The sequence below is a fragment of the Tepidiphilus succinatimandens genome (genome assembly GCF_006503695.1).
Taxonomy (GTDB): domain Bacteria; phylum Pseudomonadota; class Gammaproteobacteria; order Burkholderiales; family Rhodocyclaceae; genus Tepidiphilus; species Tepidiphilus succinatimandens.
Genome location: NZ_SBIK01000005.1, coordinates 58,929 through 81,562, shown reverse-complemented (window position 1 = coordinate 81,562; position 22,634 = coordinate 58,929). Strand labels below are relative to the sequence as shown.

The following is a 22,634-nucleotide window of genomic DNA, read 5'->3' as shown; positions in this document are numbered from 1 at the left end:
GAGCCCCTGCGATGACGCTTCCCGACGCCAGCATCTTCAAAGCTTACGACATCCGCGGTATCGTCGACGAGACCCTCACCGAAGACGCCTCCCGTGCCATCGGCCGGGCGATCGGCAGCGAAGCGCGCCGGCGTGGCGTGGAGGCGATCGTGGTCGGGCGCGACGGGCGCCTGTCGGGCCCACGGCTTGCCGCGGCGCTCGCCGAAGGGATCATGGCTGCGGGGGTGGACGTCATCGATATCGGCGCAGTCCCCACGCCGGTCACCTACTTCGCCGCCGAGCATCTCGGCACGCGCTCCTGCGTCTCGGTCACCGGCAGCCACAATCCGCCGCAGTACAACGGCTTCAAGATGGTGCTCGCCGGCGAGACCCTCTTTGGGCCGCTCATCCAGGATCTGCGCCGGCGTCTGGCCGAAGGCGACCTGGAAAGCGGCGCGGGGCAGCTGCGCCGGGCCGACGTGCGCGAAGCCTACTTCACGCGCATCACCTCCGACGTCAAGCTCTCCCGCCCCATGAAGGTCGCGGTCGACTGCGGCAACGGCGTAGCCGGGGCCTTCGCCCCGGAGCTCATCGAACGGCTCGGCTGCCGGGTCGACGCGCTCTTTTGCGAAGTCGACGGCACGTTTCCCAACCACCATCCCGATCCGTCCAAACCCGAGAACCTGCGGGATCTCATCGCGCGCGTGGCCGCCAGCGACGCCGAGCTGGGACTCGCCTTCGACGGCGACGGCGACCGACTGGGCGTGGTCACCAAAAGCGGCAAGATCATCTTCCCCGACCGGCAGATGATGCTCTTTGCCGCCGACGTGCTCTCGCGCCATCCTGGCGCCCAGATCCTTTTCGACGTCAAATGCTCGCGCAAGCTCGCCGAGGTCATCCGCGCGCACGGCGGCGTGCCGCTCATGTGGAAGACCGGGCATGCGCTTATCAAGGCGAAACTGCGCGAGACGGGGGCGCCGCTCGCCGGCGAGATGAGCGGGCACATCTTCTTCAAGGATCGCTGGTACGGTTTCGACGACGGCCTCTATGCCGCCGCGCGCCTGCTGGAAATCCTCTCGCGGCACGAAAATCCGAGCGCCGTGCTCGAGGCGCTGCCCGACAGCATCGCCACGCCCGAGCTCAATGTCAAAATGAAAGAAGGTGAGCCGTTTGCCCTCATCGAACGGCTGCAAGGCTACAGCGGTTTCACCGGTGCGCGTGAGATCATTACCATCGACGGCGTGCGCGTCGAATACCCCGACGGCTTCGGCCTCGCGCGCGCCTCCAACACCACCCCGGTGGTGGTGCTGCGCTTCGAGGCCGACACGCCCGAAGCGCTCGCGCGCATCCAGGAAGACTTCCGCCGCGCCCTCACGAGCGTGTGGCCGGGGGTGGAACTGCCGTTTTGAGACTCAATCCTCGACATAGCGATGGATGATCTGAGCGGCTAGTGCCTCGTAGGGGATGCCCACCTCCTGCGCTTTCTGACGCAGACGCAGCATATCGCGTTCAGAGAGACGCAGGCGGATCAATCGTTCCCGACCAACCATTTCTCTCGCATAACTTTGATGGCGGGACTTGAGCTGATCCGCCTGTGGCGTCCGCTTGAGCGCCCCCGCATCGAAGGCTTCGAGGATTTCCCGTTCTTCCGGATCCAACCCATTCATGCCTTTCGCTCCAGATAGGTTTTGGTCGCCTTACGGCTCGGGATGATCGTCTTCAAAAAAATCTCGTCTTCGGACTCTACGAAAGGGACGAGATAGGCATACCCATCGATGTCGACGACGTGGATTTTCTGATCAGGATAGCGGTCCTGATTGGGATGATCGAACGTATCGAGAATGGCACCGTTCGCCATGGCGTAGACCACGTCTTGAAAAGAAACATTCCGCTCTCGACGCAATTTTTCGTTCTTTTCCGCATTCCACGAGATGCGCCCGACTTTGGTGAGTGCTTTATGCCCCATCACGCCACTCCTTTGGCGGGCAAAACGCCCCGACACGATGAGGCATGCAGCGCTCCACCGGGCTCGTCACGCTCAGTGTTTCAGCCGCTCCAGCGCCCACGCCTTGCCCTGCGCGAGCGCCTCGTCGAGCTTGGCGGCATCGCCGCCGCCCGCTTGGGCGAGTTCAGGGCGACCGCCGCCGCGCGCGCCCATTGCCTCGGCCGCGACCTTGACCCAGTCGCCGGCCTTGAGGCGGGACGTCACTTCCTTGCTCACCGCAGCGAGCACCACGGCCTTACCCTCGATCACGGCCCCGAGCAGCACCGCGGCCTTGGGCAGGCGGGAACGCAGCGCGTCGGCGAGTTCGCGCAGCGTCTCGGGCGAGTCGGCCTCCACCCGGCGCACCAGCAGTTTCGCCTCGCCCGCGGTCTCGGCCGCGGCGGCAAGCGCCACTGCCTCGGCCTGGGCGAGCCGCTGCACGAGCCGCGCCCGCTCGCGCCCGGCTTCCTTGACCTGCTCGAGCAACGCTTCCACGCGCGTCGGCACCTCCTCGCGCGCCACCTTGAGCGCCTGGGCGAGCCGCCCCAGGCTGCGATCCATGCCTTGCACCCAGCGCAGCGCCACTTCGCCCGCCACCGCCTCGATGCGGCGCACGCCGGCGGCGATCGCGCTCTCGGCCACGATCTTCACTAGGCCGATGTCGCCGGTGCGCGTCACGTGCGTGCCGCCGCACAGCTCCTTCGAGCTGCCGATGGTGAGCACCCGGACCGTCTCGCCGTATTTTTCGCCGAAGAGCATCACCGCCCCGCTCGCCTTGGCCGCTTCGAGCGGCATCACCTCGGCGCGCGTGGGAACGTTGGCGAGCACCTCGCGATTGACGAGCCATTCGATGCGCTCGATCTCTTCCTGGCTGAGCGGCTGAGGGTGCGCGAAGTCGAAGCGCAGGCGATCGGCATCGACGAGTGAGCCTTTCTGCTCCACGTGCGGCCCCAACACTTCGCGCAAAGCCTTGTGCAAGAGGTGCGTGGCGGAATGGTGCCGCGCGGTGGCGGCGCGGGCCTCGGCATCGACACGGGCGCGCACGCGCTGCCCCAGCGCGAGCCGCCCCGTGCGCACCACGCCGTAATGGCCGAACACCTCGGCCTGGATCTTCTGCGTATCCTCGACGGCGAAGATCCCCTCCGGAGCGCGCAGCTCGCCGCGATCGCCCGCCTGGCCGCCGGATTCGGCGTAGAACGGCGTGCGATCGAGCACCACCACGCCCTCCTCGCCCTCGGCGAGTTCCTCGACCGGCGCGCCGTCGCGATAGAGCGCCACGATCTCCCCCTCGTCTTCCAAGGTCTCGTAGCCCTCGAAGCGCGTCGTCGGCCCTTCGTATTCGAGCACCGCCTGCATCTTGAATTTGCCTGCGGCGCGCGCCATGGCCTTTTGCCGCGCCATGGCCGCGTCGAACCCCGCCACGTCTACGGTGAAGCCGCGCTCGCGCAGCACGTCGGCGGTCAGATCCAGCGGAAAACCGTAGGTGTCGTGCAGCTTGAAGGCGATCTCGCCGTCGAGCTCGCTCTGGCCGTTGGCCTGCATCTGCGCGATCACGGCTTCCAGCAGCGACATGCCGTGCTCGATGGTGCCGAAAAAGCGTTCCTCCTCCTGCTTCAGCGTCGCCTCGATCACTGCCTGGCGCGCCACGAGCTCGGGATAGGCCTCGCCCATCTCGGCCACCAGCGCCGGGACCAGTCGGTAGAAGAAAGGCGCGCGCACGCCGAGCTTCCAGCCGTGCCGAATGGCGCGGCGGATGATGCGGCGCAGCACGTAGCCTCGCCCCTCGTTGCCGGGAATGACCCCATCGGCGATGAGAAAAGAAGCGGCGCGGATGTGGTCGGCCAGCACCTTGAGGCTGGGCTGATCGCGGTCGGCGCAGCCGGTGAGTTCCATGGCTGCGGTGATGAGCCGCTGGAAGAGGTCGATCTCGTAGTTCGAATGCACGCCCTGCAGCACTGCGGCGATGCGCTCCAGCCCCATGCCGGTGTCGACGCTGGGCTTGGGCAGGGGATGCATCTCGCCCTGCTCGTCGCGGTTGTACTGCATGAACACGAGGTTCCAGATCTCGATGTAGCGATCCCCGTCCTCGTCGGGCGATCCGGGCGGGCCGCCGGGCACTTCGGGGCCGTGATCGTAGAAGATTTCGGTGCACGGTCCGCAGGGGCCGGTGTCGCCCATCATCCAGAAATTATCGGAAGCGTAGCGCGCCCCCTTGTTGTCGCCGATGCGCACGATGCGCTCGCGCGGCACACCGATCTCCTCGGCCCAGAGGCGATAGGCTTCGTCGTCTTCGGCATACACCGTCACCCACAGCCGCTCGGGCGGCAGCTTGAAGACCTCGGTGAGCAGCTCCCAAGCGTAGGCGATGGCCTCGCGCTTGAAGTAGTCGCCGAAGCTGAAGTTGCCCAGCATCTCGAAGAAAGTGTGGTGCCGCGCGGTGTAGCCGACGTTTTCCAGGTCATTGTGCTTGCCCCCGGCACGCACGCATTTCTGCGCCGTGGTGGCACGCTTGTAGGGGCGTTCTTCCAGACCGAGGAAGACGTTCTTGAACTGGTTCATGCCGGCGTTGGTGAAGAGCAGCGTCGGGTCGCCCTGGGGCACGAGCGAGCTGGAAGGCACGATCGTATGCCCCTTGCTCGCGAAGAAGTCGAGGAAGGTTTTGCGGATGTCGGATGTTTTCATGGGATGGGCGTCGAATGGGACGAAAAAGCGAACTGTTTAGTTTAGCCGAAAAGGGCGACCCCGGCTCAGGAAGGACGGCGCAGGAAATCCACCAGGGCTTGCTGCCGTGCGCTCGGCGCCGGCCCGACGAGGCTCACCACGACGTGCGCCGCCAGGCCCACGAGTACGCCGAAGATGCCGCAAGCCACCGGCTGGATGCCGAAGAGCTGCAGGTCGACCCGGCCGCCGAAGGACTCGTGCGTCAGGAAATAATAGCCCAGGCTCGTTCCCAGCCCCAGCACCATCGCCAGCAGCGCGCCGGCAGGAGAGGCCCGGCGCCAGAAGATGCCCAGGATGAGCGTGGGAAAGAGGAGCGAGGCCGCGAGCGAAAAAGCCAGCCCCACCAGCAAGAGGATGCTGTCGAAGCGCAGCGTCGCCACCCAGGCGGAAATGATCGCCACCGCCAGCAGCAGCATCTTGCTGACCACCAGGCGCCGCTGGGTGCTCGCCTGCGGCGCGAGGTGCCGGTAATAGAGATCGTGCCCCAGCGCGTTGGAGATGGTCAGAAGCAGCCCATCGGCGGTAGAGAGCGCCGCGGCCAGGCCGCCGGCGGCGACCAATCCGACGAAGAAGGCGGGCAGGCCCCCCATCTCCGGCAGGGCCAGGACGATTCCGTCCGGGTCGAGCGCGAGTTCGGCCAGCTGCAGCTTGCCGTCGCCATTGATGTCCTCGAAGGAAACGAGGCCGACGCGATACCAGGACACGAGCCAGGCCGGCAATTCATCGAAGGAGTGTCCGACGACGTGCTGCAGCACCTCGATCTTGGCCAGCATGGCGTAGATCGGTGCGCCCAGATAGAGGAGTGCCACGAAGAAGAGCGTCCAGGCGGTGGACTTGCGCGCCTCCGACACGGTGGGCGTGGTGTAGTAGCGCATCAGGATGTGCGGCAACGCCGCCGTGCCACACATCAGCACGAAGAGCAGGGCGAGGAAGTTGATCCGGGCATGCTGGCGCGCCGCCGGCGTGTCGCCATGCCAGGCCCGACTGAAATCGCGTGGCGGCCGGGCCTGGGCGAGCGCCGCATCGCGCAGCCGCCGCCAATGGGCGCGTGCCGCTTCCGGCGTCGTCGGCAGGAGCTGCCGCTGACGCTCCAGATGGTAGATGGTGCGCGGATCGCCGCCCTCCTGCCGCAAGCGGGCGAGCTCACGCTCGAGCGTCTCGCGCTCCTCGGCGAGCGAGGCGGGCAGAGCGTCGATCTTGTGCTGATATTGCTCGGCCCGGGCCCGGTAGAGCGCACGGGCGAGCTGCTCGTCGGGGCGGTCTCGCCGCTCGGCCACGCCCTGCGCCACCGTCTGCACCATCTCGCCCATCGCCAGATGCGGCAGCGGCACGCCGTAGCGCTCCACCGAGAGCACGAGGATCGGTGCGAGGTAGGCGACGATGAGGATCAGATACTGCGACACCTGCGTCCAGGTCACCGCGCGCATGCCGCCGAGAAAGGAACACACGAGGATGCCGGCCATGCCGATGAGCACGCCGAGCCCGAAATCCACGCCGACGAAGCGGCTGGCGATGAGCCCGACGCCGTAGATCTGCGCCACCAGATAGACGAAGGAGGCGAGCACCACCGCCGCCACGCCGGCGAGCGCCACCGCGCTGCCGTAGCGCTCGTCGAGGAACTCCGGAATGGTGAAACGCCCGAACTTGCGCAGGTAAGGGCCGAGCAGGAGCCCCACCAGCACGAAGCCGCCGGTCCAGCCGGTGACGTAGGCCAGTCCCTCGAAGCCCTGATGGTAGATGATTCCCGCCAGGCCGATGAAGGAAGCCGCGCTCACCCAGTCGGCGGCGGTCGCCATGCCGTTGGCGATGCCCGGCACGCCGCGGCCGGCGACGTAGAATTCGAGCAGGTCGGAGGTCCGCGCCAACACCCCCACGCCCGCATAGAGGGCGATGGTGGCGAAGAGAAAAGTGAAGCCGATCGCGCGCGCCGACATGCCGAAGGATTCCCCCAACGCGAGCGCGGCGCAAAAGAGGGCAAACCCGATGAAATAGAAGAAGTAGAAGCGCCCGGCCGAAGGATTCATCGCCCTCCCCGACTCAATACCGCAGGCGCGCGTAATAGGTCTGCTGCGACGCCTCCCGCGCCTGGCGCAGAGTGATCACGCCTTTCTCGGCAAGGAGCGGAATCATCTTGAGGAAGATCTCCGCCGTCACCAGCGCATCGCCCAGCGCCGTGTGCCGGCCGAAGACCCTCACCCCGAAATAGAGCGCCAACGCTTCCAGCGAATGCTCCTGGTTCGGCAGGAGAAAGGCCGCCAAGAGCAGCGTGTCGAGCACGGGCTGATCGAAGCGGATGCGGAGCTTTTCCTCCTTGAGCTGGAGAAAACGCATGTCGAAAGCGGCGTTGTGCGCCACGAGCACGGTATCGTGGGCAAAGCGATGGAAGGCCGGCAGCACCTCCGCGATCGTCGGGTGCCCTTCCAGCATCTCGGGCGTGATGTGATGCACGGCAATGGAGGCCGGATCGAGGGGACGACGCGGGTCGATGAGCTGCTCGAAGGATTCGTGCTTCAGCAGCCGGCCGTTGACGATGCGGGTGGCGCCGATCTGGATGATTTCGTCGCCGCCGGTCGGGTCGAGCCCGGTGGTTTCGGTATCGAACACGGTGTAGCTCAGCTCGGTGAGGGGACGGTCTTCGAGCGCGCCTGCCTTGTCCGACCAGGCGAAGAGATCGAAATCGTAGAATTCGGGCCGTCCCTCCTCCAAAGGGGGCATGGTGGGCGCCGCCGCCGGCGGGAGGCGAACGGACTGCTTGCGCGGCAGGGCCAGGCGCACGAAGGCGCGATGGCGCGCTTTCTCGCGGTCGAACCACATGGCCGCGCCGTGGCGCTCGAGCACCTCGCGCAGGGTGAGCGGCGAGCGCGTCCCGCCCAGGCTCAGGGGTTCCAGCTCCCAACCGGTGACGATCTCGTTGCTGAGGCTGCCGCCCGACCACATCAGGTCGAGGTAGACCAGGCGCTCGTCGCCCGACAGGCGCAGGCGCAGCGTGCGCACGCCGTAATCCTCCACCAGACGCCCGGCGAGGAAGGCGAGCGCCTGCAACAGCGAGAAATGATCGGCGTCGAACCACAGCTCCTCGTCGAGGATCTCGAGCTTGAGCGCGACCTCGAGCCGGCGCTGCAGATAGGCCGCCGCCGCGCGCACCAGATCGGCGCCGCGCATCGGCTCGAGCGGCCAGCGCGCACGCAGCGCGTCGGCGAAAGCGCGCGAGGCCGCCTCCAGGCGTTCGCTCACTGCCTCGACCTCGCGGGCGATGACGGCGTGGAAACGCGCGCGCATCGCCTCGTCCACGTCGGGCAGGTGCAGCATCTCGGCGGCGAGCCGGATGTTGGCAATGGCCGCGCGGTTGCCCTCGGTGAGTTCGAAGAGCAGCTCGTTGCGCGCGGCTTCGCGCTCGATCTGCTCGGTGACGTCTTCCAACATCAACACGTAGCCGCTGATCTCCTCTCCCGCCGCCTCCCCGGCGATCGGCGAGACGCGCACCCGGATGAGCGAGCCGGCCGGTGTCGCCGTCACCACCTGCAGCTGCGGATGCGCCTCGCCCCCTCCTCGCCGGGCCTCGAGCGCATCGAAGACGTAGGCCACCAGGTCGGGATCGAGCAGCGCGTGGATCGAGCGCCCCAGCCCGATCCAGCCGCTCGCCGCCGTGGCCGAGGTGCCGAAGGCCCGCTCTAGCCGCCGCGCCGCCTCGTTGTAGAGGATGATTCGCCCCTCGGCGTTGCACACGATCACCGCCTCGGCCAGTTGCGCCATCAGCGCGGCCAGGCGGTTGCGCTCCTCTTCGACGGCGCGGCGCGCCTCGCTGACCCGCGCATCGAGCTCGGCGAGCAAGCGGTCGCGGTCATCGGCGAGGCGATTGATCGCCTGGGCAAGCGACACCACCTCGCGCGGCCCCTCTTCCGGCACGCGAAAACCGGAGTTGGCGCGGCGCAGCACGTCCAGGCCCTCGGCCATGCGCAGCAGCCCTTGGACATAATGGCGAAAAAGCCGGCCGAGCAACGCGATGCCCACGGCAAAGCCGGCCAGCGTCGTCAACACCCCCAACGGCAACCAGCGGTCGGCGAGCAGATGTAAGGCGGAGCGCGTCTCGGCGGGCGTGTCGGCCCAGACCATGACGGCCGTGAGCACGAAGGGGCCGGTCATCAGGGCGGCGAGCACCGCCACCGCCAGGGCGAAACGCCAGCGCGCCTGCATCAAGCCGCTCCCGGCGCCAGCAGCCGTTCCATATGCTCGAGCAGCTCGCGCGTGGAGAAAGGCTTGGTGAGATAGCCGTCCGCGCCCAGGGCCAGACCCTTGGCACGGTCGATGTCGCGCCCGCGCGCGGTGAGGAAGAGGATCTTGCGTCCGGCATGGCGCGGATCCTGTCGCAGACGGCGGCAGAGCTCGAAACCATCCATCTTGGGCAGGACGGTCTCGAGCAGGATCAGGTCGGGGGCGAAGGAATCCGTCAGCGACAAGGCCTCCTCGCCATCGCGCGCCACCGCGACTTCATAGCCGGCCCGGCGCAAGAGGAAATCGAGGGCGATGACGATGTTTTCATCACCGTCGACCACGAGGACTTTCTTCGCCATCTCCCCTCCCTGACATGTTTTTGATAGGTTTTCGACTCAGCGCGCCAGATTGCCTCCCTCGCGCTTGCGCTGGCGCACCTCGTCCTTGAGCGCCCGGATCTTCGCATCCAGCTCCGCCTCCCAATAATAATCCCCACGCCGGGCTCGGCGCGCCTGCTCGAACTGGTCGATGGCCGCTTCCAACCGATCATCGAGCACGAAGCTCTCACCCTGCGCCCGATGCACCCAGGCCTCGTCCCCCTTGGCCGCGGCCACCTTGCCCAGCGCCTGCCAATAACGCCGTTCGTCCTTGTCACGGTCGACGGCTTCGCGCGCGAGCCGTTCGGCCCGCTCCGTCTGCCCCAGGCGCAAGGCCACGTCGATTGCCTCGAGGCGCGGCGCCACCGCCTCGGGCGCGCGTTGCATGGCCCGTTCGAGCTTCGCTAGGGCTTCTGGCAGACGTCCCTCGGTGGTGAGCACCTCCGCTTCCAGCAGGTCGCGCCAATGCTCGTCGGGCCAGCCTTTGGCGTACTGATCGAAGGCCGCGCGGGCACGCTTGACGTCGTTGGCGCGCAAGGCCGCACGCACCCGCGCCATCTGGCGGTCGATCCCGGTGGCGCTGCCGTCGAACACCCGCGTCAAGGCCTCGGATGGGGTGCCGTTCATCGCCATGAGCTTTGCCCGTACCGCCGAAAAGCCGAGGGAATCGAGCCGCGGACGCAGGGAATACTTGAAATTCGGCGAGGAGATGCGGTTTTCCAGATCCGAGATCCGGTCGGTCGTCAGCGGGTGCGTGCGCATATACACCGGCGCGTTGTTCTCGTAGAGGCGGCTTTCGCGCAGCAGCCGACCGAAGAAGCGCGGCGCGGCGCTCGGATCGAACCCCGCCTTGGCGAGGATATCGAGCCCGGTGCGATCGGCGTCGTGCTCGAATTCGCGCGAGAACCCGAGCTGCTGCTGCACGGCGAAGGCCTGCCCCCCTACCGCCGCGGCCTCCGAGACCTGTGAGCCGCTGCGCGCGGCGAGGATCGCCAGGATCATCGAGCCGAGCATCACCGCGCTCGTCGTTTTCTGCTTGTCGATGAGCTGCGCGATGTGACGATGGATCACGTGCCCCATCTCGTGGGAGAGCACCGCTGCGAGCTCCGATTCGCTCTCGGCGGTGAGGATGAGGCCGCTGTGCACGCCGATGTAGCCGCCGGGCAGCGCGAAGGCGTTGATGGTCGGATCGCGCAGCACGAAGAAGCGGTAGCGGCGGAACGGCTGGTCGGAAGCCTCGGCGAGCTTGCGCCCCACGGCGTTGAGGTAATCTTCGAGTTCGGGATCGTCGATGTAGCTGGGCTCGCGCTCGCGCACCTGCACCATGACCATGCGGCCGACGTCCTCTTCCTCCTGCGTACTGAAGGCATCGGTGGCCACCGCGCCCAGGTCGGGCAGCTGGTAGGCCCAACCCTGGGCGGTGAAGGCGGCAAGCGAGAAGGAGAGAAGGAGGCGGCGCCACATGCCGCCTATGATAGCGAAAAAGGCAGGGAGTTCACTCCCGCCCATAATAGTCGAGATACCACGCCACGAACTTGGCGATGCCCTCGCGCACGCTGGTCTTGGGGCGGTAGCCCACAGCTACCTCCAGCTCGCTCGTGTCGGCGTAGGTGTCGGGCACGTCGCCCGGCTGCAGGGGAAGGTACTCGCGTTTGGCCTTTTTGCCGAGCGCCTCTTCGAGCGCCTCGACGTAGTCGATGAGCGGCACCGGACGGCTCGCCCCGATGTTGTAGATGCGCCAGGGGGCGCGGCTCGACTGGGGGTCGGGCGCATCGCCCGACCAGTTCGGGTCGGGTTCGGCCGGCTTGGCGGCGAGCCGCAGCACCCCTTCGACGATCTCCTCGACGTAGGTGAAGTCGCGCGTGTGCCGCCCCTCGTTGAAGAGCGGGATGGGCTCGCCGGCGAGGATCTTGCGCGTGAAGATGAAGAGCGCCATGTCCGGCCGTCCCCAGGGGCCGTAGACGGTGAAGAACCGCACCCCCGTCGTCGGAATGCCGAAGAGATGGCTATAGGCGTGCGCCATCAGTTCGTTGGCGCGCTTGGTGGCGGCATAGAATTGCAGCGGATGGTCGGCCGGCTGGTGTTCGGAAAAGGGCAGCCGGGTGTTGGCACCATACACGCTGGAGGTGCTCGCATAGACGAGGTGCGGGTGCGGGTCGGCGGCGCGGCAGCATTCCAATACATTGACGAAGGCGTCGATGTTGCTGCGCACGTAGGCGCGCGGGTTCTCCAGCGAGTAGCGCACGCCCGCCTGGGCGGCCAGATGGATGACCGCGTCGAACCGGTGCGCGGCGAAGCAGGTTTCCAGCACTTCGCGCTCGGCCAGATCCGCCCGGTAGAACGTGTAAGGCGTGCCGGTACGCGCGGCCGTGGCTTCGAGCTCGCGCAGCCGCGCGTCCTTGAGCGCCGGATCGTAGTAGTCGTTTACGACGTCGATGCCGACCACGCCCACGCCCCGTTCGAGCAGGGTGCGCGCCGTGTGAAAACCGATGAAGCCGGCGTTGCCGGTGACGAGGTAGGTGGGCATGGGAGCATCGTTTCCGTCGTTGCGATCCACGAAATTATAAGGTAATCTCATTTTCATCCTCGCCGTTTCGTGCGATTCCATGATCCCCTGGCTCGATCCACGCTTCCCTCCGCGTTTCCCTCCGCCGCAGCAGGCGCTGCCCGAACCCAACGGTCTGCTCGCCGCCGGCGGCAGCCTTGCGCCTTCCTGGCTGCTGGAAGCCTACCGGCAAGGGATCTTCCCCTGGTTCGCGGAAGGGCAGCCCATCCTCTGGTGGAGCCCGGCGCCGCGCCTGGTGCTCGAACCGCAGCGGCTACGGGTGCGCCGTTCGCTGCGCAAGGTGCTGCGCCACCGCGGTTTCGTCACCACGCTGGACGTGGACTTCCCGGCGGTGATCGCCAACTGCGCCCGGCTGCGCTCCGAAGGGACCTGGATCACGCCGGAGATGATCGACGCCTACGTCCGGCTGCACGAGCTCGGCCACGCGCATAGCATCGAGACCTGGCACGAAGGCCGCCTCGTGGGGGGACTCTACGGCGTCGCCCTGGGAGGGGTTTTCTTCGGCGAGTCGATGTTCCACCTCGTACCGGATGCCTCCAAGGTGGCGCTGGTGCGCCTGTGCGCCGAATGCCGTGCGCGCGGCATCGCCCTCATCGACTGCCAGATGAGCACGCCGCACCTTCGCTCGCTGGGAGCCGAGGAGATCCCGCGCGAGGAATTCCTCGCCCGCCTTGCCCGGCTCGTGCCCGAGCGTCCTGAGCCGCAGCACTGGCAGGGGGAGATGCCAGCCGCCGCGCTCGCCGAGGAAAAATCAGGAGGAGCTTGCGCATGAGACACGTCACCCCGCCGGAGATCCTGCGGTTCTACCCTTCCCAGCCCTACCCTTGTCCCTATCTGCCCGAGCGCACGGCGCGCTCCTGCGTGGCCACGCCGGCGCACCTGGTCGATGCCGCCACCTACAGCCGCCTGGTGCGCGAAGGGTTCCGGCGCAGTGGCCATTTCTCCTACGGCATGATCTGCACCCAGTGCGAAGCCTGCGTGTCGGTGCGCGTGCCGGCGGCGCGCTTTCAGCCGGACCGCTCCCAGCGCCGTACCTGGCAGCGCTGGGCCGGCAAGCTCAGCGCCGCCGAGCAGCCGCTCGTCTTCATTCCCGAGCACTTCCGGCTCTACCGCCGCTACGTGATGGCGCGCCACGACGAAGCCGACGAAGACGCCTCGCCCGAGAATTACGAGCAGTTCCTGCTGACCTCGCACATCGACACGCGTCTGGTCGAATTCCGCGACCCCGAAGGGCGGGTGGTGATCGTGAGCCTCGTCGACGTGCTCGACGACGGGCTTTCCTGCGTCTATACCTTCTATGATCCCGACGATCCCCGGGCGGGGTTCGGCACCTGGTCGATCCTATGGCACATCGCCCAGGCCCAGGCGAGCGGTATGCCCTATGTCTATCTCGGCTACTGGATTGCCCGCTCGCGCAAAATGGCGTATAAAGCGCGCTTCCGCCCGCTCGAAGGCTACTGGCGGGGCCGCTGGCTGCCCTTCGAGCGCATCGAACCGCTGTTTCGGACCCTGCCATGATCCCCTACTGCCTCGCCCGGCCGGCGCTCTTCGCCCTCGATCCGGAGACCGCCCACGACCTGACGATCCGCGCCTTTGCCACCCTGGGGCGGATGCTGCCCCCACCAGAGCCGCCACGCCGCGCCCCGATCACCCTCATGGGGCTGGAATTTCCCAACCGCGTCGGGCTCGCCGCCGGACTGGACAAGAACGGCGAGGCGATCGACGGTCTGGCGCGACTAGGCTTCGGGTTCATCGAGGTGGGCACCGTCACGCCGCGGCCGCAGCCGGGCAACCCCAAACCGCGGCTCTTCCGCCTGCCGCAAGCGCGTGCGCTCATCAACCGCATGGGGTTCAACAACGACGGCGTGGATGCCCTGGTCGAGCGGGCGCGCGCCCGCCGCTGGCGCGGCATCCTCGGCATCAACCTCGGCAAGAACGCCGACACGCCCATCGAGCGCGCCCTCGACGATTACCTCCTGGGGCTGCGCCGCGTGTGGACCACGGCCGACTACGTGACGATCAACGTCTCCTCACCCAACACGCGCGCCCTGCGCGAACTGCAGCGCGGCGACTCGCTCGATGCCTTGCTCGCAGGGCTGCGCGAAGAAGCCGAGCGGCTTGCGGCGAGCCAGGGCAAGCGCACGCCGCTCGTGCTCAAGATCGCCCCCGACCTGGAAGAATCCGAGCTCGACCTCATCGCCGAGAAAGTGCTCGCATACCGCATCGACGGCGTGATCGCCACCAACACCACGGTCTCGCGCGAGGGGGTGGCGCAGCTGCCGCATGGCCAGGAAACGGGAGGGCTCTCGGGCGAGCCGCTGCGCGAGCGCGCCACCGCCGTGCTCGCGGCGCTCGCCCAGCGCCTGCAGGGGCGGGTGCCGCTCATTGCCGCCGGCGGCATCCTCTCGGGCGAAGATGCGCGCGCCAAGCTGCGCGCCGGCGCGTCCCTCGTTCAGCTCTACACCGGGCTCATCTACCGCGGCCCGGCGCTGGTGGAGGAATGCCTCAAGGCGACGGAGGAAGAATGCTGCCGATCGACCCACTCGCCGGGGCAGCCTGGCTAGCCGGTGCGGCCGCATTCGCGCCGCTCACGGGAACGCGCGACTCCAGGCGGATGGTGACGCGCCGGTTCTTCTGCCGCCCCTCTTCGGTGGAATTGTCGGCGATGGGACGCTGGTCGGCGTAGCCCACGGCCGCCAGGCGCGAAGGGGCCACGCCTTCCTGGATGAAGAGCTGCACCACCGCCGCCGCGCGCGCCGCCGAGAGCTCCCAGTTGGAAGCGTAGCGCGCGCCGGGACGCAGGGGAACGTTGTCCGTGTGCCCCTCCACCCAGATGGGCGCATCGCCCGTGAAGGCGAGCACGCGCGCCATCTGCCGCAGCGCGGCGATCGCCATCGGCCCGAGCGTGGCCTCGCCGCTGGGAAAGAGGATGCCGGCGTCCATCTCTACCGTCACCCCGAAGGCACCGTCGTTGATCGAGACCTTGCCGGCCTCGATGAGGGGAGAGAGCGCCGAGCGCAGCGCCGTCGCCGTCTGGGCCGTGGTCTGGAGCACCTGACGCACCTGCTCCTCCCCTTCGCGGGGACCTCCTTCCCCCTCGCTCTTGCGCTCGGGCGCCGCGCGGCGCTGCACCGCCAGGGGCAAGCCCTGCACCACCGAAGGCACGACGGTGTCCTTCCCCTCCTGCACCTGGGGCGTGACCAGACCGGCGCGGAACGCCTGGCTCAAGGATTCGGAAATGACGCGGTATTTGCCCTCGTTGGCCGACGTCAGGGCGTACATGACGACGAAGAAGGCAAAGAGCAGCGTGATGAAGTCGGCGTAGCTCACCAGCCAGCGCTCCAGGTTCTCGTGCTCTTCTTCCTTTTTGCCGCGCCGCGCCATGGCACGTCCTCCTTCAGGATTTTTCTTCGGACGGCGCTTCCTCGCCACTTTCGGCGAGATAGGACTGCATGCGGCTCTCGATCAGGCGCGGGTTGTCCCCCTGGGCCACGCCGACGAGGCCATCGACCAGCATCTGCCGCTGGATGACGATGGAACGGATGTAGGTGGTGAGTTTCTTCGAGATAGGGATGAAGATGAGGTTGGCCGAACCCACGCCGTAGATGGTGGCGACGAAGGCCACGGCAATCCCCGCCCCGAGGCGGGCAGGATCGGCGAGGTTCTCCATGACGTGGATGAGCCCCATCACGGCGCCGAGAATGCCGATCGTCGGCGAATAGCCTCCGGCCGATTCCCACACTTTCGCCCGCAGCTTCATCTGCTCCTCGCTCATGTCGATCTCGGTCTCGAGCACCTCCCGCATCCGCGTCGGCTCGATGCCGTCGACGAGCAGCTGCAGCCCTTTCTGCACGAAGGGATCGGCCTCGGCGGCGATGCGCGCCTCCAGGGCGAGCAGACCGTCACGCCGGGCGGTGCGCCCCCAATCGACCACCTTGCCGATCAGTTCCTGGGGGTTGGACGCCGGCGGACGGAAAATCCAGGCCAGCATCTTCACCGCACCGACGAAGACACGCAGCGGCGTTTGCAGCAGCACCGCCCCCGTCGTCCCCCCGATGACGATCAGAAACGCCGTGGGCTGCAGCAGCGAGGAGAGATTCCCCCCTTCGAGGAACTGGCCGACGACGATGGCCGACAAACCAAGGGCGAGGCCGATGAGGCTGGTGACATCCATCAGCGCCCCGTCTCACCGGCAGGCGCCTCGCCGCAGGTCGGCGCATTCTTGGGCGGGCGCCCGCGCCGTCCTCTCGGCAGATGGCCTTCTTCCCCGCCAAGCAGGCGCGCGCGCATGCGCAGGATCGCCTGAGTGTGCAGCTGGGAGACGCGCGACTCGCTCACCCCCAGCACGGCGCCGATCTCCTTGAAATTGAGCTCGTGCTCATAGTAGAGTGAGAGTACCAGTTTCTCTTTCTCCGGCAGACTCTCGATGGTGCGAACGAGCTGGGCGCGCAGCTCGGCCGACTCGGTGAGATCCTGCGGACCGGGTTCGTCGTCGCCCAGATGCCGTTCCAGGAAATCCTCGCCGTCTTCCGGCTCCCGCATCAGATCGTCGAAGTAGAGGATCTGGTGCCCCTTGGCCTGGGAAAGCAGCCGTTGATAGGCTTCCAGGTCCAGGCCCAGCGCCTCGGCCACCTCCCCTTCCGTCGGATGACGGCCGAGGGATTGCTCGAGCGCCGCAATGGCCTCCTCGACGCGGCGCATCTCCTTGCGCACCTGGCGCGGCACCCAGTCGGTCTCGCGCAGGGCATCGATCATCGCCCCGCGGATGCGGGCAAGCGCATACGTCTCGAATTCGGCGCGATCGTCGTCGCGGTAGCGCTCGATCGCCTCGATCAGACCCATCATGCCGCACTGGATGAGATCGTCGAGCTCCACGTTGGGCGGCAGGCGGCTCACGAGGCGCAGGGCGAGGCGCTTCACCATCGGCGCATACGCCTGGACCAACGCCGCCACGTCCGGTTTCCCCGTCTCGTCCACCATCCACGCGATCCTAGGTTTCGACGGATTGCGCGCTACCGCGCCGCGCACCAGCCCCGCCCATAAAGGGGATTTTCCCTCAGCCCGGATTTTTTTGCCAGGGGGGGGAAGGGTGGAAGTCAGCATGATCGCGTCCTTGCCTTCGCACGACCAACTTCCGTCGGCGGCCACCCCTTGGGCAAGGCCATTCCTCCATCGTCCCCCGTCATCGCCTGCCAGCCCGCGGCATCGAGCGCTTCGAGCCGGCACCACCCGGCCAAGCGCAGGGACACCTTACGCCACCACACCCCCTGCAGTTCGCGCACGAAGGTCTCCGCCTCGGCCGCATCGCGTCCGCCCACCGTCACCACGCCCAGGCGAGAGCGCCCGTGCAGGGCGGCATCCTGCGCCCGGGCCAGCGACTCGCGCACGCCATCGGCCGACAGTTCAGCGAGCACCACGGCGCTCGGGGCGCTCGTGAGAAAAGGCGAGGCATCGGCCGTCTCGCCGCGACCGGCGTGCACCAGCACCGTCTCGAAGGGGCGCAGCAAGGTCTGGAACAGGCGCAGGAGGCGCTCGCGCCGCATCTCGTCGAGCAGCGGCAAGGCGAGCGCCGCCGCCTTGACGTTCAAATAGCTCACGCCGCCGGGCAGCGCCACGATGAGACGGATCGCCCGCTCGGTCGAGCCCAGGGCGCTCAGCAGATCGGCGGTGCGGCCGGCACCCGCCGCCTCGGGCAAGGTGGGGCTGGAGACCGCCTCGTCGACCACGAGCACCGGGCCGCTCGAACGCGCGAGCCGCCGCGCGAGCCGCATCGTATGATCCGCCCACCCATTGCCGGCAGGAAACACCGCGCACACGGCGGGTGGGCGCTGCCGGAACAGGCGCCGCAGGGTTCCTGCCTGGTCTCCAAGCATCTCACGCATGATGTTCTCCTTGCTCACGCTCCGACCGCCGCCGCCAGCCACAGCGCCGCCTCGTCGGTGGCCATCGTCACCCGTTCGGCCCCTGCACCGCGAAAGGCCCGCTGCAGCAGCCAGGCGCGGTTGGGCAAATGCAGATCCTCCGGCACGCGCTGCCCATTGGCGACGTAGTGCACGCGCAGCCGGTGCCGGATCGCCACGTCCAGCGCCGCAGCGATGGTGGCCGCTTCATCGACCTTGGTGAAAATGCAGCCAGCGAGCCCTTCGCCGCCGAAGGCGCGGGCGACGTCCTCGAGCGTATCGCCGCGGCTGGTGGCGTTGAGGCACACGAGCCGGCGCACCGGCCCCGCGCCCATGAGCATGGCCACCTGCTCGGACACCGCCTTGTCGCGCTGACTCATGCCGATGGTGTCGATGAGCACCATGTGCCGGCCGCGCAGCTCGCTGAGCGTGGCCCGCAAATCGTTCGCGTCGCGCGCGGCGAACACCGGCACGCCCAGGATACGCCCATAGATGCGCAGCTGCTCGTGGGCGCCGATGCGGTAGCCGTCGGTGGTGATGAGCGCCACCCGAGCCGCGCCGTGGCGTACCACGCAGCGGGCGGCGATCTTGGCGGTAGTGGTGGTCTTGCCCACGCCCGTCGGGCCGACGATGGCGTAGACGCCGCCGCGGTCGATCAGGTCGTCGTCGCTGCCGACCACCTCCAGCCGCGCCCCCAACCGCGCCATGGCCGCTTCGCGCGCCGCGTCCCAGTCCTCGGTCGCCTCAATGCGGTCGCACACCTCGCGCGCGAGCGCCGGCGAGAACCCCGCTTCCAGCATCTCACCGAGCAGCCGCGCGCGGGCCGGGGCCTTGCGCACCGCCTCGTTCCAGGCGAATCCGGCCAGCTGCCGCTCGATCATTTCCTGGATCTTGCCCAGTTGCCGCGCGAGCAGGACGTTTTGCTCCTGCAGCGCCTCGATGCGCGCCTCCACCGCCGGCGCAGACGGCGGCGCCACGCTCGCCGCGCCGAACCAGCCCGGTTCGCGCAGAGGCTCCGGTGCCGGCGGCTCCTTGCGCGCCGCTTCCATCGCCCGACGGATGCGCTCGGCCTCTTCCTCTTCCTTGCGCACGACGTATTCCGGCGTTTCCATGCGCGGTGGCGCGAACGGCTTGATCTCGGGGGCGCTGCGCCGCTGCGGACCGCGCGAGGAGAGCGTCACCACCGGCTCCTCCTCGGAGGAAGCGGCCTGGGCATAGGCGGCCGCGGCGCGATGGCCCCCTTTTGCCGGTTCCGGAGGACGCGCCGCCGCAGGGGCGGACGAACCGCCGGGCAGCGCCCCCACCGCCTCGGCGGGCAGCGCCAGGATCTCGACTCCCCCCTCGACGGGGCGGTTTGCCAGAACGATCGCATCCGCCCCCAGTTCCTGCTTGAGCTGGCGCAATGCCTCCCGTGCCGTCGGTGCGAAATACCGTTTGACATCCATCTGGCTGCTCCCCGATCCGCGGGCCGTCCGGTCGGCCCCTCGATCCCATTATCGGGTGAATGCCCCTTTTGCCGTCGCATGAAAAAAGCGGGGTAAACCCCGCTTTTCTCCGAGCGCCCGTCTTCTGCCGACCTCACCCCGCAGGCGAGCCGATCATCTCCACGATCTCGATGGAGCGCTCCTCGGGCATCTCGCTGGTGGAGATCACGCGCAGACTCGGTACCGAACGGCGCAAGAAACGCGCGAGCAGCCAGCGCAGCTGCGGCGGCACGAGCAGGATGGGCGCCTGCCCCTGCTGCTCCAGACGCTGCGCCGCCGCGCCGGTCTGACGCAGCAAGGCATCGGCCAGCCCCGGTTCGATCGCCCCGGGCTTGCCGCCGCCCGCGCCCACCGCCTGCATCAGGATGCGCTCGAGCGCCGGATCGAGCATCAGTACCGGCACCTTGCCGCTGCCGGGGGCGAGCGACTGCACGATGGCGCGTCCCAGGGCTTCGCGCACCCGGCTGGTGAGCTCGATCGGATCCTGCGTCTTCGGCGCCCACTCGGCGAGCGTCTCGAGGACGGTGCGCATGTCGCGAATCGCCACCCCCTCTTCCAGCAGATATTGCAGCACCTTCTGCACCGTGGTCACTGGCACCACCGTGGGCACCAGATCCTCGACGAGCTTGGGCGACTCCTTTTTGATGCGATCGAGCAGCGCCTGCGTCTCCTCGCGACCCAGCAATTCGGCCGCGTGCTCGACCAGCACCTGGTTGAGGTGCGTGGCGATGACCGTGGCGGCATCGACCACCGTATAGCCCAGCGCGTGCGCCCGCTCACGCAGCGCGGCGTCGATCCACTGCGCCGGCAGGCCGAAGGCCGGATCCGTGCCGGGGCGCCCCTCGATGGTGCCGAGCACCTGCCCCGGATTGATCGCCAGATATTGCCCTGGATAAACCTCGCCGCTGCCGATCTCCACCCCCTTGAGCAGGATACGGTAGGCGTTGGGCCGCAGCTCGAGGTTGTCGCGAATGTGTACCGGCGCCGGCAGAAAACCCACTTCCTGGGCAAAGCGCTTGCGCAAGCCCCGGATCCGCTTCAGGAGCTCGCCGCCCTGCGATTGATCGACGAGCGGAATCAGGCGGTAGCCCACCTCCAGGCCCAAGACATCCACCGGCTGCACGTCGTCCCAGCTCGCCTCCACCACCTCTTCCTTCGGCGGGGGCGGCGCCGCCGCGGCCGCCGCCGGCGCCGCCGTCTCTTCGCGCTCCTGCGCCCAACGCTTCCAGGCAAGCCACCCCAGGCCGCCGCCGATGAGCAGGAAGACGAAGTTCGGCATCCCCGGGATCATGCCCAGCAGCACGAGGATGCCCGAGGAGAGCGCCAGCACCCGCGGGTTGGTGAACACCTGCTGGATCATGAGATCGCCCAGATCCATCGACTCCTCGCCCACCCGGGCCACCACCATGCCCGAGGCGATCGACACCATGAGCGCCGGGATCTGCGCCACCAGACCGTCGCCGATCGTCAGGATCACGTAGGAGTCGATCGCACGCGACAGATCCATGCCGTGTCCGGCCACGCCGACGATGAGCCCGCCGATGATGTTGATGAGCAGGATGAGGATGCCGGCCACCGCGTCGCCGCGCACGAATTTCGACGCACCGTCCATCGCGCCGTAGAAATCCGCCTCCTGCGCGATCTCCTTGCGCCGGCGCCGCGCCTCCGCCTCGTCGATGAGGCCGGCGTTCAGATCCGCGTCGATCGCCATCTGCTTGCCGGGCATCGCGTCGAGCGTGAAGCGCGCGCTCACCTCGGCGATGCGTCCCGCGCCCTTGGTGATCACCACGAAGTTGATGATCACCAGGATCACGAACACCACGATGCCGATGGCCATGTTGCCGCCAACGAGGAAATGCCCGAAGGACTCGATCACCCGCCCGGCCGCATCCGGCCCCGTGTGACCGTGCAACAGCACCACCCGGGTCGAAGCCACGTTCAGCGACAGGCGCAACAAGGTGGTGACCAAGAGCACCGTCGGGAAGACCGAAAAATCCAACGGGCGCACGGTGTACATCGCCACCAGCAGCACCACCACCGACATGGCGATGTTGAAGGTGAAGAAGAGATCGAGCGCGAAGGGCGGCAGCGGCAGCACCATCATCGCCAGCACGGCGAAAATGAACACCGGCGCGGCCAGCAGCCGCAGCTTCGCCGGCACGAACCACGTCCGCCAATCGATCAAGGCCCGCTCACCTGCTGCCATCGCCCCGCTCCATCGCTGCGCTCATCACGCTCCATGCTCCCCGTCTTCATCCGCCGCCGCCACTTCGCCCGGATCGAGCTCCGGCGGCACCGGAACCTCCTGCGGCGGCTGCGGCTTGGGTCCGCCCACGGCCATCCAACGATCCAATTGGAACACATAAGCGAGGATCTCGGCCACCGCCGCGAAGAGCGTAGGCGGAATCGTCTGGCCGATGTCGACGTGCGCATAGAGCGCCCGCGCCAAGGGCGGCGCCTCCACCCGCGGCACCTCGGCCTCATCGGCAAGCTCACGGATCTTCTGCGCGATCACCCCCCGGCCCTTGGCCACCACCACCGGCGCGGCCATGGTTTTTTGATCATACTTCAAGGCCACGGCGAAGTGCGTCGGGTTGGTCACCACCACGTCGGCCTTGGGCACCTCCTCCATCATGCGCTTGCGCGCCATTTCGCGCTGCATCGAACGGATGCGCGCCTTGAGGTGTGGATCGCCTTCCTGTTCCTTGTATTCCTGCTTGACCTCTTCCTTGGTCATGCGCAGGTTCTTGTAGTATTGCCACAGCTGGAACGGGACATCCACCGCCGCGATCAAGGCGAGCCCCGCCACGATCAGCACCGCCCCGAAAACCATCTCGTGCAGGAAACTCGCCGCCGCGTCGTTCACAGGCAACGCCGCGAGCGAGAGCACCGTATCGCGCTCCCGCCGAAAGGTCACCCAAACCATCCCCGCCACCGCTGCCACTTTCAGCAGCGACTTCACCACCTCCATCGCCCCTTGCAGCGAGAACATGCGGCGCAGTCCGTTCATCGGATCGAGCCGCTCCAAGCGGAAACTCAGAACCTTGGGGGAAAACACCAGGCCGCCCAGCAGGAGCGGACCGGCCACCGCCGCCACCAGCAAGACGAGGAAGATCGGGGCAAACGTGAGCAGCGACTCGACGAACACCCGGCGCAGCAGCCATAGCACGCGAACCGGATCGAAAGCCGTATCGTGCTCGAACGCGAATCCGTCGGCGAGCACCCGCACCCAACGCCGCCCCATCCATTCCCCGGCGAGCAAGAGCGTCATCACGCCGGCGAAGAGCACGAGAAAAGTCCCGAGTTCGCGCGAATGCGGGACCTGCCCCTCCTCGCGCGCCTGCTCTAGCCGCCGCGCCGAAGGCTGTTCGGTCTTTTCGAGATCGCTCTCTTCGGCCACGCCGTGGCCCT

The 22,634-nt window shown here is 67.7% G+C and carries 19 protein-coding genes; 4 read left to right on the top strand and 15 right to left on the bottom strand.

Features of this window, described 5'->3' with window-relative positions; genetic code table 11:
- Positions 1-11 precede the first annotated feature (11 nt).
- The gene (locus EPD82_RS04650; protein WP_055423691.1) at positions 12-1,388 is read left to right on the top strand and encodes a phosphomannomutase/phosphoglucomutase; all 1,377 of its coding nucleotides are present in this window, start codon (positions 12-14) and stop codon (positions 1,386-1,388) included.
- A 3-nt stretch (positions 1,389-1,391) separates the two neighbouring features.
- Here the strand turns inward: EPD82_RS04650 and EPD82_RS04645 are convergent, their stop codons facing one another.
- The 8 genes from EPD82_RS04645 to EPD82_RS04610 all read right to left on the bottom strand — a co-directional run bounded on the left by EPD82_RS04645 (position 1,392) and on the right by EPD82_RS04610 (position 11,800).
- Positions 1,392-1,646, bottom strand: a complete 255-nt coding sequence (locus tag EPD82_RS04645) for a hypothetical protein (protein WP_055423690.1) — start codon at positions 1,644-1,646, stop codon at positions 1,392-1,394.
- On the bottom strand, positions 1,643-1,945 hold the full coding sequence (locus EPD82_RS04640; protein ID WP_055423689.1) for a DUF4258 domain-containing protein: 303 nt from the start codon (positions 1,943-1,945) through the stop codon (positions 1,643-1,645). Before EPD82_RS04640 ends, EPD82_RS04645 begins: the two co-directional genes overlap by 4 nt.
- 72 nt (positions 1,946-2,017) lie before the next feature.
- Positions 2,018-4,645: an alanine--tRNA ligase gene (gene alaS, locus EPD82_RS04635; protein ID WP_141055797.1), complete on the bottom strand. Its 2,628-nt coding sequence runs from the start codon at positions 4,643-4,645 to the stop codon at positions 2,018-2,020.
- Positions 4,646-4,710: 65 nt separating this feature from the next.
- The gene (locus EPD82_RS04630) at positions 4,711-6,708 is read right to left on the bottom strand and encodes a sodium:solute symporter family protein (RefSeq protein ID WP_141055796.1); all 1,998 of its coding nucleotides are present in this window, start codon (positions 6,706-6,708) and stop codon (positions 4,711-4,713) included.
- Between the two features lie 13 nt (positions 6,709-6,721).
- Entirely contained in the window at positions 6,722-8,878 is a 2,157-nt protein-coding gene (locus EPD82_RS04625) for a 3'-5' exonuclease (protein WP_141055794.1), read from the bottom strand.
- Positions 8,878-9,255, bottom strand: coding sequence for a response regulator (locus tag EPD82_RS04620; protein WP_141055792.1), 378 nt, complete (start codon positions 9,253-9,255; stop codon positions 8,878-8,880). Before EPD82_RS04620 ends, EPD82_RS04625 begins: the two co-directional genes overlap by 1 nt.
- Positions 9,256-9,291: 36 nt before the next feature.
- Positions 9,292-10,737, bottom strand: coding sequence for a M48 family metalloprotease (locus EPD82_RS04615; protein WP_170210788.1), 1,446 nt, complete (start codon positions 10,735-10,737; stop codon positions 9,292-9,294).
- A gap of 31 nt (positions 10,738-10,768) precedes the next feature.
- Positions 10,769-11,800 carry an NAD-dependent epimerase gene (locus tag EPD82_RS04610; RefSeq protein ID WP_141055901.1) on the bottom strand — a complete coding sequence of 344 codons (1,032 nt, stop codon included), beginning with the start codon at positions 11,798-11,800 and terminating at the stop codon, positions 10,769-10,771.
- Between the two features lie 79 nt (positions 11,801-11,879).
- Between EPD82_RS04610 and aat the strand changes: the two genes are divergently transcribed.
- Genes aat through EPD82_RS04595 form a run of 3 tightly spaced genes read left to right on the top strand, consistent with a single transcriptional unit; the run spans position 11,880 to position 14,403 of the window.
- Positions 11,880-12,611, top strand: a complete 732-nt coding sequence (gene aat, locus EPD82_RS04605; protein ID WP_055423682.1) for a leucyl/phenylalanyl-tRNA--protein transferase — start codon at positions 11,880-11,882, stop codon at positions 12,609-12,611.
- Positions 12,608-13,357, top strand: a complete 750-nt coding sequence (locus EPD82_RS04600; RefSeq protein ID WP_055423681.1) for an arginyltransferase — start codon at positions 12,608-12,610, stop codon at positions 13,355-13,357. The genes aat and EPD82_RS04600 overlap by 4 nt, the downstream gene beginning before the upstream one ends.
- On the top strand, positions 13,357-14,403 hold the full coding sequence (locus EPD82_RS04595) for a quinone-dependent dihydroorotate dehydrogenase (RefSeq protein WP_055423757.1): 1,047 nt from the start codon (positions 13,357-13,359) through the stop codon (positions 14,401-14,403). The genes EPD82_RS04600 and EPD82_RS04595 overlap by 1 nt, the downstream gene beginning before the upstream one ends.
- On the opposite strand, the gene motD is transcribed toward EPD82_RS04595, so the two are convergent.
- The 7 genes from motD to flhB form a co-directional block, all read right to left on the bottom strand.
- A complete protein-coding gene (motD, locus tag EPD82_RS04590; RefSeq protein WP_055423680.1) occupies positions 14,345-15,223 on the bottom strand; it encodes a flagellar motor protein MotD in 879 nt (292 codons plus the stop codon). The genes EPD82_RS04595 and motD overlap by 59 nt on opposite strands.
- Before the next feature lie 13 nt (positions 15,224-15,236).
- Entirely contained in the window at positions 15,237-16,013 is a 777-nt protein-coding gene (locus EPD82_RS04585) for a flagellar motor protein (RefSeq protein ID WP_055423679.1), read from the bottom strand.
- Complete coding sequence (locus tag EPD82_RS04580; RefSeq protein WP_055423678.1) at positions 16,013-16,819, bottom strand: RNA polymerase sigma factor FliA; 807 nt, start codon at positions 16,817-16,819, stop codon at positions 16,013-16,015. Before EPD82_RS04580 ends, EPD82_RS04585 begins: the two co-directional genes overlap by 1 nt.
- A 116-nt stretch (positions 16,820-16,935) precedes the next feature.
- A complete protein-coding gene (locus EPD82_RS04575; RefSeq protein ID WP_141055788.1) occupies positions 16,936-17,721 on the bottom strand; it encodes a MinD/ParA family ATP-binding protein in 786 nt (261 codons plus the stop codon).
- Between the two features lie 14 nt (positions 17,722-17,735).
- A complete protein-coding gene (gene flhF, locus EPD82_RS04570; RefSeq protein ID WP_055423676.1) occupies positions 17,736-19,184 on the bottom strand; it encodes a flagellar biosynthesis GTPase FlhF in 1,449 nt (482 codons plus the stop codon).
- Between the two features lie 133 nt (positions 19,185-19,317).
- Positions 19,318-21,429, bottom strand: coding sequence for a flagellar biosynthesis protein FlhA (gene flhA / locus EPD82_RS04565; RefSeq protein WP_055423675.1), 2,112 nt, complete (start codon positions 21,427-21,429; stop codon positions 19,318-19,320).
- A 24-nt stretch (positions 21,430-21,453) separates the two neighbouring features.
- The gene (flhB, locus tag EPD82_RS04560) at positions 21,454-22,623 is read right to left on the bottom strand and encodes a flagellar biosynthesis protein FlhB (RefSeq protein WP_055423674.1); all 1,170 of its coding nucleotides are present in this window, start codon (positions 22,621-22,623) and stop codon (positions 21,454-21,456) included.
- Between the last annotated feature and the right edge of the window lie 11 nt (positions 22,624-22,634).

What these genes read in the sequence shown, in the direction of transcription:
- EPD82_RS04650 (WP_055423691.1), top strand. Translation starts at nt 12, where the DNA reads ATGACGCTTCCCGACGCCAGCATCTTCAAAGCTTACGACATCCGCGGT.
- EPD82_RS04645 (WP_055423690.1), bottom strand. Translation starts at nt 1,646, where the DNA reads ATGAATGGGTTGGATCCGGAAGAACGGGAAATCCTCGAAGCCTTCGAT.
- EPD82_RS04640 (WP_055423689.1), bottom strand. Translation starts at nt 1,945, where the DNA reads ATGGGGCATAAAGCACTCACCAAAGTCGGGCGCATCTCGTGGAATGCG.
- alaS (WP_141055797.1), bottom strand. Translation starts at nt 4,645, where the DNA reads ATGAAAACATCCGACATCCGCAAAACCTTCCTCGACTTCTTCGCGAGC.
- EPD82_RS04630 (WP_141055796.1), bottom strand. Translation starts at nt 6,708, where the DNA reads ATGAATCCTTCGGCCGGGCGCTTCTACTTCTTCTATTTCATCGGGTTT.
- EPD82_RS04625 (WP_141055794.1), bottom strand. Translation starts at nt 8,878, where the DNA reads ATGCAGGCGCGCTGGCGTTTCGCCCTGGCGGTGGCGGTGCTCGCCGCC.
- EPD82_RS04620 (WP_141055792.1), bottom strand. Translation starts at nt 9,255, where the DNA reads ATGGCGAAGAAAGTCCTCGTGGTCGACGGTGATGAAAACATCGTCATC.
- EPD82_RS04615 (WP_170210788.1), bottom strand. Translation starts at nt 10,737, where the DNA reads ATGTGGCGCCGCCTCCTTCTCTCCTTCTCGCTTGCCGCCTTCACCGCC.
- EPD82_RS04610 (WP_141055901.1), bottom strand. Translation starts at nt 11,800, where the DNA reads ATGCCCACCTACCTCGTCACCGGCAACGCCGGCTTCATCGGTTTTCAC.
- aat (WP_055423682.1), top strand. Translation starts at nt 11,880, where the DNA reads ATGATCCCCTGGCTCGATCCACGCTTCCCTCCGCGTTTCCCTCCGCCG.
- EPD82_RS04600 (WP_055423681.1), top strand. Translation starts at nt 12,608, where the DNA reads ATGAGACACGTCACCCCGCCGGAGATCCTGCGGTTCTACCCTTCCCAG.
- motD (WP_055423680.1), bottom strand. Translation starts at nt 15,223, where the DNA reads ATGGCGCGGCGCGGCAAAAAGGAAGAAGAGCACGAGAACCTGGAGCGC.
- EPD82_RS04585 (WP_055423679.1), bottom strand. Translation starts at nt 16,013, where the DNA reads ATGGATGTCACCAGCCTCATCGGCCTCGCCCTTGGTTTGTCGGCCATC.
- EPD82_RS04580 (WP_055423678.1), bottom strand. Translation starts at nt 16,819, where the DNA reads ATGGTGGACGAGACGGGGAAACCGGACGTGGCGGCGTTGGTCCAGGCG.
- EPD82_RS04575 (WP_141055788.1), bottom strand. Translation starts at nt 17,721, where the DNA reads ATGCGTGAGATGCTTGGAGACCAGGCAGGAACCCTGCGGCGCCTGTTC.
- flhF (WP_055423676.1), bottom strand. Translation starts at nt 19,184, where the DNA reads ATGGATGTCAAACGGTATTTCGCACCGACGGCACGGGAGGCATTGCGC.
- flhA (WP_055423675.1), bottom strand. Translation starts at nt 21,429, where the DNA reads ATGGCAGCAGGTGAGCGGGCCTTGATCGATTGGCGGACGTGGTTCGTG.